Genomic DNA, 11,433 nt, shown 5'->3' with positions numbered 1-11,433 from the left:
TCTTCGGCTGGACCATCGACGAAGCCACTTCCTTTGCTGTGCTCGACGCCTTTGTAGCCGGTGGCGGCAACGCCATTGATACCGCCGACGGCTACTCGGAGCGGAATCAGTGGCGCGGGTTTTGCGCGGGGTGCCGTCCTTGTTCAGGGTTTGGCCTTTTTTGCGGCTACTGGTGGGGGCACTGCTGCCGGCTTCGGCGCCGGTGCTCGCGGGGGCGCTGTCGGCGCTGGCTGAGCTGCCTGCTACGGAATCGTAGTGCCGCACAATGGTGTGCAGGGCTTGCTCAAACATGCGCTCCGTGTCGCCGTCGAGACGGCGGGTTGCTTCCTTTACCACTTCCTTCAGCTTGGCCTTCGTTTCTTTGCGAATGCGAGTCACCACTTCTTTCATGCGGTTGTTCAGCTCTTTTTGCAGTTGCTTTGCAGCCGTTTTCAGCGTTTTCTTCTGCGAGGCCTTGTTATCGGCACGGTCGTCGTTCAGGAGAGTAGCGGCACGGCCAGCTTTTTTTGCTGATTTACGAACCGACTTTTCTTCGGGCGTATATTTCGCGCGTTTTTCTGTCTTTTTCGGAGAAGCAGGTTTTTTCATTAGAAAGAATGGTTGGTGAAGGGTTCAACGTGAACTAATGCTTGCTTTCTAAGCGAGAATATTAATTCATTGTACTCAAATATAAAACGAATTAAGTATCAAACGGTTTGCTTTGTTTTTTGTTGATACACAACCGTTTTTTCTCTTGTTTTTTTCTTGCGCATCGGTCAAATTCCGGCGTAGTGTTTTCTTAATTATATTGAAAACAGGGGCTTGTTTTCTGTTTCTTTTCTCTATTACTCATGTCGCTTCTTCCTAAACGTTACACAGTTACAGCTGCTTTGCCCTACGCCAACGGCCCGGTACACATTGGGCATTTGGCAGGCGTGTACTTGCCTGCGGATATTTACGCCCGCTACTTGCGCTCCGCTGGTCGCGACGTGAAATTTATCTGCGGCTCCGACGAACACGGCGTTCCAATTACCATCAGGGCCCAGAAAGAAGGCGCTACCCCGCAGCAGGTCGTTGACAAATACCACGCCCTGATTCGCGACTCATTTCGGGACTTTAATGTGTCGTTCGACGTGTATTCGCGCACTTCGTCGGCCACGCACGCGAAGGTTTCCAGTGCGTTTTTCACCAAGTTGAACGACGCGGGCCAGTTTATTGAGCAAACCACGCAACAGTATTTCGACGAGCAGGCCCAGCAATTTCTAGCCGACCGCTACATTGTGGGCACGTGCCCCAATTGCGGCAACGAAAACGCCTACGGCGACCAGTGCGAGCGTTGCGGCACATCGCTCAGCCCCACGGAGTTAATCAGTCCGCGCAGCATGCTTAGCGGTGCGCACCCCGTTCTGCGCGACACCAAGCACTGGTTCCTGCCGCTCGACCAATACGAGCCCTGGCTGCGCGAATGGATAATTGAAGGCCACAAGCACGATTGGAAAACCAACGTATACGGCCAGTGCAAATCGTGGATTGACCAGGGCCTGCACCCCCGCGCCGTCACGCGCGACCTCGATTGGGGCGTGCCCGTGCCAGTGCCCGGTGCCGAGGGTAAAGTGCTCTACGTGTGGTTTGATGCGCCTATTGGCTATATCTCGGCCACCAAAGAAGCCTTCCCGGAGGAATGGGAATTGTATTGGAAAGACGCGGGCTCTAAACTCGTACATTTCATAGGGAAAGATAACATCGTTTTCCACTGTATTATTTTCCCGGTAATGCTGAAAGCGCACGGCGAATTTATTCTGCCGGATAACGTGCCCGCCAACGAGTTTCTAAATTTGGAAGGCGATAAAATCAGCACGTCGCGCAATTGGGCCGTGTGGCTGCACGAATATTTGCAGGATTTTCCCGGTCAGGCCGATGTATTGCGCTATGTGCTGTGCGCCAATGCACCCGAAAACAAAGACAACGATTTTACCTGGAAAGATTTTCAGGCGCGCAACAACAACGAACTGGTGGCCACTTTGGGCAATTTTGTGAACCGCGCCGCCGTGCTCACGCACAAATTCTTTGAAGGCAAAGTGCCCGCACTCGGCGAATTAACGGCCATCGACCAGGATGCATTTGCGCAACTCGCTGCATTTCCTGCTAAAATTGGCGAGCTAATAGAAAATTACCGGTTCCGCGATGCGCTGGCCGAAGTATTAAATCTGGCGCGTCTGGGCAATAAATACCTGGCCGAAACCCAGCCTTGGCACCTCATCAAAACCGACGTGGCCCGCACCGGTACGGTATTGCACGTGGCATTACAAATTGCTGCAGCCCTGGCTCCCTTGTTAGAGCCTTTCCTGCCCGAGTCGGCCCAGAAACTAGCCAATATGCTCAATATGAAACTAGGTAACTGGGCCAGCGCGGGCCATACCGATGCGCTGCCGGCCGGACACCAATTGCGCGAAGCCGCGCTGCTTTTCGCCAAAATTGAAGACGCCACCGTTGAAACGCAGGTGCAAAAGCTGCTCGATACCAAAAAGGAGAATCAGCTGGCCAATACGCCCGTTGCGCCCGCCAAAGCCGACGTGTCCTTTGATGAATTCGGGCAAATGGATTTGCGCGTAGGAGCCATTGTCGCCGCCGAAAAAGTGGCCAAAACCAAAAAGCTGCTGAAACTGACCATCGACCTGGGCCTGGAGCAGCGCACCATTGTGAGCGGCATCGCCGAGCATTTTATTCCCGAAGCCCTGATTGGCCAGCAGGTACAAGTGCTGCTCAACCTGGCACCCCGCGAAATCAAAGGCATCCAAAGCCAGGGCATGCTTCTGATGGCCGAGAATGCCGACGCAGCCTCGCGCTCATGCAGCCCAGCAAAGCCGTGCGCAACGGCAGCGGCGTAGTGTAGCCGGATTCGGCTGTCCTTCCGCTTACAGCAAGCAACCTGCTGGTGCTATTTTAAAACAGAAAATCCCGACTCAGCAATGAATCAGGATTTTCTGTTTTAAAATAGCACCAGTTAAAAGAAAATGCCTACTTCACATTCACCACATTCATAGCCCGTTCCAGGCCCATCGAACCAAAGGCTAATATCGCATCAGCGGATTTTTCAATCCGCGTCGGCAATTCAATTAATTCATCCGCCGAAAACGGATTTAATACATAATCTACCTGCCGGCCTTTGGGGAAGTTAGCGTCCACGCCAAAGCGGAGCCGGGCGTACACGTCGGTGCTCAAGGTGGCCTGAATGTCCTTCAGACCATTGTGGCCGCCGGCGGAGCCCTGGCCTTTCAGGCGCAATTTGCCGAAGGGCAGGGCTAGGTCGTCGGTTACCACAATCATGTTTTCCACGGGAATTTTGAGCGTGGCCAGCCAGTGCGCGGCGGCCTTGCCGCTCAGGTTCATGTAGGTGGTGGGCTTCACCAGCGTGTAGGCGTGGCCTTTGTGCTTGAATTCGGTGACGAAGGCGTGGCGGCCAATTTCAAAACGGGGCGCATCAAATTTGGCGGCCAGATAATCGGCTACCATGAACCCGATGTTGTGGCGGGTGTCGGCGTATTCGGGGCCAATGTTGCCCAGGCAGAGAACCAGAAACTTCATCGCTGATTAGTGCTGATTAACCGTGATTTAGCTGATGCACGGCGGAATTAGATAGTCTTCTTTTGCCTCATTCACAAAGAAAAAGGCGCCTCGTGAGAAGCGCCTTTTCCGAATGACTTCACCGGACTGCCGAAATCAGCGAAATCACGATTAATCAGTTTAAAAATCAGCGATTTACTTGCTAGCGGCCAGTTCGCCTTTCAGCGCACGTGGGATGGTGATGGTGGCGATGGGAGCCTCCACATTGGTCAGGATGGTGTAGCCCTTCGGCTCCACGGCACCTACCTTGATGGATTTGCCCAGCTCCATGCCGCTGATGTTCACTTCCACGTAGTCGGGGAGGTTGTCCATCGTAGCGCGCACGCGCACTTTGCGCAGCTTGCTCACTAGCTTGCCACCGGCTAGTACGCCGGGCGAAACGCCTACGTACTTCACAGGGATGTCCATTTTTACCTCTTTGCCTTCTTCCAATTCCAGGAAGTCAACGTGGAGGAGCATTTCGTTCACGGGGTGAAACTGGGAGTCCTGCACAATGGCTTTGTACAGGGTGCCTTCCACGTTCAGGTCCACGATGTGCGCCTCCGGCGTGTACAACAACTCGCGGAATAGGATAGCGGGCACGGAGAAGTGCACGGTGTCCTTGCCGCCATACAACACGCACGGTACCTGAGCGTCCAGGCGCAATGCCTTGGCCTCAGTCTTACCGAGATTCGCTCTTTTAAACCCTACAATCTCGAGGCTTTTCATAAAAAGTGTTTTTTGAAGATAAAAAATGACCCGTTTGCCGCCATAATTGGAGGCAAACGGGCCGCAAAGGTACGGGAACGGATTGGAAATTAAAAGCTAACGTCTGGCATAGTGAGTGAAGCGCAGCGGATTGCTTCGCCCTTCATCCTCGCAATGACAGCCAGCGCTACACAAACAGCGAGCTGATGCTCTCGTGCGTCACCACGTTGCGGATGGCCTGCGCAAAGAGCGGAGCCAGGGTAATGACGTGAATTTTCTCGTTTTCCTGGCGCAGCGGAATGGTGTCGGTCGTAATCAGCTCGGTGAGCACGCTGTTGCGGATGCGTTCGTGGGCCGGGCCGCTCAGCAGCGGGTGCGTGACCACGGCGCGAACGGATTTGGCGCCGCGCTCCATCACCAGCTCAGCGGCTTTGCAAATGGTGCCGGCCGTGTCCACCATGTCGTCAACAAACACCACGTCCATGCCCTTCACATCGCCAATGACCTGCATGGAGGCAATTTCGTTGGCCCGCAGGCGCATCTTGTCGCAGACCACAATCTCGGCCCCGAATTTCTTGGCGAAAGCGCGGGTACGCACCACGCCGCCTACGTCGGGCGAGGCGAAAATCAGGTTTTCGAGGTTCAGCGACTTGATGTAGGGCGCCAGCACGGTGGCCCCGTCCAGGTGGTCGACGGGAAGGTCGAAAAAGCCCTGAATCTGGCCGGCGTGCAGGTCAACGGTCATCATGCGGTCGGTGCCCACGCTCTGGATGATGTTGGCCACCACCTTGGCCCCGATGCTCACGCGCGGCTTGTCTTTGCGGTCCTGGCGGGCATAGCCCATGTAGGGCATCACGATATTGACCTTGTGGGCCGAGGCGCGCTTGCAGGCGTCCACCATCAACATGAGCTCCATGAGGTGCTCGGAGGGCGGGAAGGTGCTTTGGATAAGGAACACCTCGCAGCCGCGCACGCTCTCGTCAAAGCTGGGGCCCATTTCGGTGTCGGCGAAGCGCTGGAGGCTGAGGGCGCCGAGGGGAGTGCCGTAGGCGGCAGCAATATTTTCGGCGAGGGCGCGGGACGCGCTGCCGGCGAATATCTTGACCTGTTTCATTGGGGAAGGTGCAGATTTTGTGCGGCAAGCTTCTGCTTGCCGTAGGTTAATGAACTACTGGGTGGCTCGCCACGGCCAGCTAAAACTTACCGCACGGGGCGAACTGGAAAAAGCGAAAGGCGCTGACCACTCCGGAAATTTGGAGAAGCCAGCGCCTTGCGTTTATTCGAGCTTTGTCGTTGTCCGACCAGGGCTCGAACCTGGACTTTCTTGAATCAAAATCAAGCGTGTTGCCAGTTACACCATCGGACAATTTCCCATTGGGCTACGTGCCGTTTGGGACTGCAAATGTACTACCGGAAAAATTCGAGGCAAGTATTTGTTGAAATATTTTTGCTAGAAAATTGCGCCGCCCTGCCGGCGAAAGCCTCAAAATTTGCTTTTCTGCCTGATTTTCATGGGGTAATGTTGCTCAGGATGGTTTAAACGCACGCCGGAGGCCGAATCGGGCACGGGTTGGAAAAGCCACGCTTCTGCCGTAATTTTGCGGCCTGAAAAACGCATCATCTTTCTTATAAATACACCTCAATGGCGAATACCGGCAAAATCACCCAGGTCATCGGCCCCGTAGTGGACGTGAGCTTCGCGGGTGAAAACACGAAGCTGCCTAACATCCTCGACGCGCTCGAAGTCACCAAAGACAACGGCCAGGTGGTCGTACTGGAGTGCCAGCAGCACTTGGGCGAGGACCGGGTTCGGACCATCGCCATGGACTCGACCGAGGGCCTGACTCGTGGCGCCATCGTGCGCGACCTGGGCGCCCCCATGTCGATGCCAACGGGCGAAGGCGTGAAAGGTCGCCTGTTTAACGTAATTGGCCAGGCCATCGACGGCATTCCCCAGCCCAAGTCGGACGGCCCGCTGCCCATTCACCGCTTGCCCCCGGCGTTTGAGGACTTGGCCACGTCGTCGGAAATCCTCTACACCGGCATCAAGGTGATTGACTTGCTGGCTCCTTATGTAAAGGGCGGTAAAATTGGTCTCTTCGGCGGTGCCGGCGTGGGCAAAACCGTGCTCATCATGGAGTTGGTGAACAACGTGGCCAAGGCTTACGAAGGCCTGTCGGTGTTTGCCGGCGTGGGCGAGCGTACTCGTGAGGGCAACGACTTGCTGCGCGAATTCATCGAATCCAACATCATTCTCTACGGCGAGGAGTTTAAGCACTCGATGGAAGCCGGTGGCTGGGACTTGTCGAAAGTAGACGAGAAGGAGCTGCTCAAGTCGCAGGCTACGCTGGTGTTCGGCCAGATGAACGAGCCTCCCGGAGCCCGCGCTCGCGTGGCCCTGTCGGGTCTGACCATTGCCGAAAGCTTCCGCGATGGCGACGGCACTGGTGCCGGCCGCGACATCCTGTTCTTTATCGATAACATCTTCCGCTTCACGCAGGCGGGTTCGGAAGTGTCGGCTCTGCTGGGCCGGATGCCTTCGGCCGTGGGTTACCAGCCCACGCTGGCCACCGAAATGGGTGCCATGCAGGAGCGTATTACCTCCACCAAGCGCGGTTCCATTACCTCGGTGCAGGCCGTATATGTGCCTGCTGATGACTTGACGGACCCGGCTCCGGCCAACACTTTTGCCCACTTGGACGCCACCACGGTACTGAGCCGCAAAATTGCTGAACTCGGCATTTACCCCGCCGTGGACCCGCTGGACTCGACTTCGCGCATTCTGTCGGCCGACGTGCTGGGTGCTGAGCACTACGACACCGCCCAGCGCGTGAAGGAGATTCTGCAACGCTACAAGGAATTGCAGGACATCATCGCCATTCTGGGCATGGATGAACTCTCCGAAGAGGACAAGCAGGTAGTAAACCGCGCCCGTCGGGTGCAGCGCTTCCTGTCGCAGCCCTTCTTCGTGGCTGAGCAGTTCACCGGCCTGCAAGGAGTGCTCGTTGACATCAAGGACACCATCCGCGGCTTCAACGAAATCATCGACGGCAAGTACGACCACCTCCCCGAGGCGGCCTTCAACCTGGTGGGTACCATTGAGGATGCCGTGGCGAAAGGCGAGAAGCTGATTGCGGAAGCCCGGTAATTGGTAAGCGGAACGTCATGCTGAGCTTGCCGAAGCATCTCTACCACAATACTAAAATTGATTAGTTACGCGGTAGAGATGCTTCGGCAAGCTCAGCATGACGTTCTTTATTAGCCTGACATTTTAATAAAACTATGCACCTAGAAATCATCACCCCCGACCGCAAGGTATTCGAAGGCGAAGTGACATCGGCCCAGTTTCCGGGTGCCGATGGCTTGTTTGAAGTGCTGAACAACCACGCCCCGATGATTGCCGCCTTGAAGGCCGGTAACGTTACCCTGACCGGCGCGACCGGCCGTGAGGCCATTCGCATTGAGGGCGGCGTGGTGGAAGTACTGCGCAACAACGTGATAGTGCTGGCTGAGGGCGTCGTGGCGTAATTGCAAACGAGCCTTAACTGCGCTGCGCGGTTGCGATTTATGTTTTAAAAAGCCGTTCTTGCCTGGCAGGAACGGCTTTTTTGCGTTGTAGCCTCTACGGCAGGGCCCTCAGGTAGCGGCGCGCCGGGACTCTGTTAATTTTTTTGCCATGCACAGACCACCCAAGCCCTTCGCATACGTCGAAAACATCTACACGCCCCGGCAGCGCTACGTGCTGCTGGTGGTCTCGCTCGTGAGCCTGGCCGGGTTGATGGTGGTGGGGCTGGCGCAGTATCTGACGGCGTTTTTAGCGGCGGGCATCTTGTTTGTGGTGTTCCGGCCGTGGTGGGTGGCGCTGGTGCACCACCGCAAATGGAACCACCGCCTCGTGACCATAGCCATTCTGCTGGTGACGGTGGTGGTGTTGGTGGTGCCGTTCTACGCCCTGAGCTCCCTGCTGCTGGAGCGGCTCGTGACGTTTGCCCGGCACCCCGAACGGATACTGGACGTGCTGCACAAAGTGGAGAACGCCACGGGATTCACCATCACGGAGCAGCTGAATGTGCGGCAGCTACTGCTGCAGGGCGCCGCCAGGGTGAGCAGCTGGGTGCCCACGCTGGCGAGCAGCGCGCTCAACTTTCTGGTGGTGGTGGGGCTGATGCTGTTCACGATGTACTACCTGTTTATGCAGGAAACCTACTTCATGCTGGGCCTGCACCGGTACCTGCCTTTCCGCAACGACACGCTGGAGGAGCTAGGCGAGTCGCTGAAAAATAACGTGAACGCCAACGTGCTGGGGCAGGTGTTGGTGGCGATGGTGCAAAGCGTTTTGACCGGGCTAACGCTGTGGATTTTTGACGTGCCCGACCCGTTGTTCTGGGGCGTGGTGGCGTTTTTTATGGCGTTTTTGCCGGTGTTGGGCACCCCGCTTGTCTGGGGGCCGGCGGCGCTGTACCAGTTTTCGCAGGGACTAAGCGGCAAGGCCGTCGGCATTTTGCTGGTGGGGTTTATCGTGATTATCAACGTGGACAACCTCCTGCGCATCATGCTGGCAAAGCGCATGGGCGACATTCACCCGCTGGTGACGCTGGTGGGGCTGGTGCTGGGGGTGGAGATGTTTGGCCTGATTGGGCTGGTGATTGGGCCGCTGCTGTTATCCTACTTTCTGGTGTTGATGGAGGTGTTTCGGCGCGAAAACCGGCGGGCGATGGAAGCCAAAATCAGCTAGTGGCGAAGCTGGGCGCCGTTGCCGACCTTTGCCGCACCTATTCCCACTCGCTGCCTTTATGAACCCAACGGCTATCCATCCCAAAATCACCCCGATTTACCAAACCTCCGTTTTCAAGTTCGACGACCTGGACGCGGTGCAGCAGTACTTTGACGAGCCCGGCAGCCGCTACCTGTACTCGCGCAATGGCAACCCCAATTCCGACGAGATGGCCACGGCCGTGAACCACTGGGAAGGCGGCGCCGGCGCCCTGGCCACGGGCTCGGGCATGGCCGCCATTTTCGCGGCCCTGATGACCTACTGCCAGGCCGGGGACCACGTGCTATGCGCCGCCGACATCTACGGCGGCTCGGCGGCGTTGCTAAATCTGGAGCTGTCGCGGCTGGGAATAAGCGTGAGCTACGTGCCGTTTGAGGAGCTGTACGACCTCAAATCCCACGTGCAGGCTCGAACCAAGCTGCTGCTTTGCGAAACGATGAGCAACCCCCTGCTGCGCGTGGTGGACCTGCGCGCCATTGCCGGGGAGTGCCACCGGCACGGCGTGAAGCTGGTAGTGGACAACACCTTCGCCACGCCCGTAATTACCAAGCCGCTGGCGCACGGCGCCGACTTGGTGCTGCACAGCGTGACCAAATACCTGGCTGGCCATTCCGACGTGACGGCTGGGGCCGTGGTGGCCCGCACGCCGGAAGACGCCGCGCGGCTGCGCCAAATCGGTACCGTGTTCGGCCTGACCCTGAGCCCCATGGAGAGCTGGCTGAGCGTGCGCGGCATGAAAACCCTACGGCTGCGCGTGGCGGCTCACAGCTACAACGCCCAGCAGGTGGCGGAATTTCTGGAGGTGCATCCGGCCGTGGAGGCGGTGTATTATCCCGGCTTGCCCACGCACCCGGAGCACTTGCTGGCGGCTGGGCAGGGGCACGGGCTTTTTAGCGGGATGCTCTCGTTCCGGCTGCCCGACGAGGCCGCGGTGGTGAACCGTTTTATGCAGCGCAGTCAGCGGTTTCCGTTTGCGCCCTCGCTGGCGGGCGTGGATTCGTCGTGCTCGCACCCGCTCTACACCTCGCACCGGGCGCTGACGGATGCGCAGCGGGCGGACCTGGGCATCACGGTGGGACTGGTGCGGCTGAGCGTGGGCATTGAGCCCGTGGAGGAGCTGCTGGCCGATTTGGCGCACGCGCTTTCTTAGGAAGCATTGAGCCGGCAGTTGATGGAAAACCAGGGCTAGTGCCAGCCACTACCGAAACCCCGCGGGCAATATGCTGTTTGGCGGATATAGGTAATTTCCTTTTATATGCGCCGCCAACCCCAAACCTTTCATTTCGACCCCAAGCTTAGTTTCAACGCCGACAAAAAGCACGTGCGCGACGGGTTATCTACCACCTTGCGCACCGGCGACAACCTGTGGCTGAGCTGCGATGAGCGCACCACCGTGGAACGCCTGCGGCGCACTAGAGGCAATGAATACGGCGAGCATTTCTCCTACAAGCTGGGGGCTTTTCTGGACTTGCCCGGCGGGGCCGACGTGGAAATTGACATCGAAGGCATGGGCGAAGCCGGGCACTACCTCTGGCTGTTGGGCTCGCACGGCACCAAGCGCAAGCAGCCCGATGAAAAGGATGAGGACGTGGCCAAGCAAATCAAGAAGCTGGCAAAGACCGTGGCCGACCCCAACCGCTACCTGCTGGCCCGCATTCCCCTGCTGCTAAACCCGGAAACCGGCGATTACGAGCTGCACAAAACGGCGCCGCACCCCACCGAAAAGAAGGCAACACTGACAGCCGCCCAGCTGCACGGCAACGGCGAAACCAACGATCTAATCGACCTGCTGGCGCACGACCCGCACCTGAAGGCATTCGTTGAGATTCCGGGCAAAGACAACGGGCTGGATATTGAAGGGCTGGCCGTGAGTACGCAGGGCCAGGTGTTTGTGGGCCTGCGCGGGCCCGTGCTCCGCGGCTGGGCCCTGGTGCTGGAGCTGCGCCTTGAAGAGGACAAGCATGGCCGCCTGCGCCTGGGTAAAGTGGAGGGGGCCACCGAAAAATACTACAAAAAGCACTTTCTGGACCTGGGCGGCATGGGTCTGCGCGAGCTGCGCCTGCGGGGCCACGACCTGCTGCTGCTGGCCGGCCCCACCATGGACCTCGACGGCACCATTGCCGTGTACTGCTGGCCCAACGCTACCCAGCAAGCCACTGATAGCCTGGTGCCCGGCAAGCAGCTCCAGCGCATCTTCGACGTGCCGCACGGCCACGGCCCCACCGCCGGCCAGGACAAAGCCGAAGGCATGGCCCTGCTCGACGACCAGCACGTGCTCATCGTATTCGACAGCCCCACGGACGCCCGCAAGACGGGCGCCAACCAGATTGTAGCCGACGCTTACCGCCTGCCCGACTGAGCTGGCGGCC

General features: G+C 57.9%; 9 protein-coding genes, 1 tRNA gene and 1 pseudogene. 6 read left to right on the top strand and 5 right to left on the bottom strand.

The window, feature by feature from the left end; translation table 11 throughout:
- Positions 1-588, bottom strand: a 588-nt coding sequence (locus tag BEN47_RS21485) for a hypothetical protein (protein WP_204378317.1), incomplete at its 3' end; no start/stop codon positions are given.
- Positions 589-830: 242 nt separating this feature from the next.
- On the opposite strand from BEN47_RS21485, the pseudogene metG reads away from it, so the two are divergent.
- Positions 831-2,872 (top strand): annotated as a pseudogene (gene metG, locus BEN47_RS12560) (methionine--tRNA ligase).
- 125 nt (positions 2,873-2,997) lie between these two features.
- Here the strand turns inward: metG and pth are convergent.
- From pth to BEN47_RS12540, 4 genes are all read right to left on the bottom strand, one after another.
- Positions 2,998-3,564: an aminoacyl-tRNA hydrolase gene (gene pth, locus BEN47_RS12555; RefSeq protein ID WP_070728754.1), complete on the bottom strand. Its 567-nt coding sequence runs from the start codon at positions 3,562-3,564 to the stop codon at positions 2,998-3,000.
- A gap of 174 nt (positions 3,565-3,738) precedes the next feature.
- Positions 3,739-4,311, bottom strand: a complete 573-nt coding sequence (locus BEN47_RS12550; RefSeq protein ID WP_070728753.1) for a 50S ribosomal protein L25/general stress protein Ctc — start codon at positions 4,309-4,311, stop codon at positions 3,739-3,741.
- A gap of 166 nt (positions 4,312-4,477) precedes the next feature.
- Complete coding sequence (locus tag BEN47_RS12545; RefSeq protein ID WP_070728752.1) at positions 4,478-5,404, bottom strand: ribose-phosphate pyrophosphokinase; 927 nt, start codon at positions 5,402-5,404, stop codon at positions 4,478-4,480.
- Positions 5,405-5,583: 179 nt separating this feature from the next.
- A tRNA-Gln gene (locus BEN47_RS12540) sits at positions 5,584-5,656 on the bottom strand.
- A 276-nt stretch (positions 5,657-5,932) separates the two neighbouring features.
- On the opposite strand from BEN47_RS12540, the gene atpD reads away from it, so the two are divergent.
- From atpD to BEN47_RS12515, 5 genes are all read left to right on the top strand, one after another.
- Complete coding sequence (gene atpD, locus BEN47_RS12535) at positions 5,933-7,438, top strand: F0F1 ATP synthase subunit beta (protein WP_070728751.1); 1,506 nt, start codon at positions 5,933-5,935, stop codon at positions 7,436-7,438.
- A 134-nt stretch (positions 7,439-7,572) separates the two neighbouring features.
- Positions 7,573-7,818, top strand: coding sequence for an ATP synthase F1 subunit epsilon (atpC, locus tag BEN47_RS12530; protein WP_070728750.1), 246 nt, complete (start codon positions 7,573-7,575; stop codon positions 7,816-7,818).
- A gap of 148 nt (positions 7,819-7,966) precedes the next feature.
- Positions 7,967-9,025 carry an AI-2E family transporter gene (locus BEN47_RS12525; RefSeq protein WP_070728749.1) on the top strand — a complete coding sequence of 353 codons (1,059 nt, stop codon included), beginning with the start codon at positions 7,967-7,969 and terminating at the stop codon, positions 9,023-9,025.
- A gap of 58 nt (positions 9,026-9,083) precedes the next feature.
- Positions 9,084-10,214: a trans-sulfuration enzyme family protein gene (locus BEN47_RS12520; RefSeq protein ID WP_070728748.1), complete on the top strand. Its 1,131-nt coding sequence runs from the start codon at positions 9,084-9,086 to the stop codon at positions 10,212-10,214.
- Between the two features lie 105 nt (positions 10,215-10,319).
- Positions 10,320-11,423, top strand: coding sequence for a DUF3616 domain-containing protein (locus tag BEN47_RS12515; protein ID WP_070728747.1), 1,104 nt, complete (start codon positions 10,320-10,322; stop codon positions 11,421-11,423).
- The last annotated feature ends 10 nt before the right edge of the window (positions 11,424-11,433 follow it).

Source organism: Hymenobacter lapidarius (genome assembly GCF_001816145.1).
Classification (GTDB): Bacteria; Bacteroidota; Bacteroidia; order Cytophagales; family Hymenobacteraceae; genus Hymenobacter; species Hymenobacter lapidarius.
The sequence above is the reverse complement of the archived record's forward strand: the minus strand, read 5'-3'. Positions and strand labels throughout refer to the sequence as shown.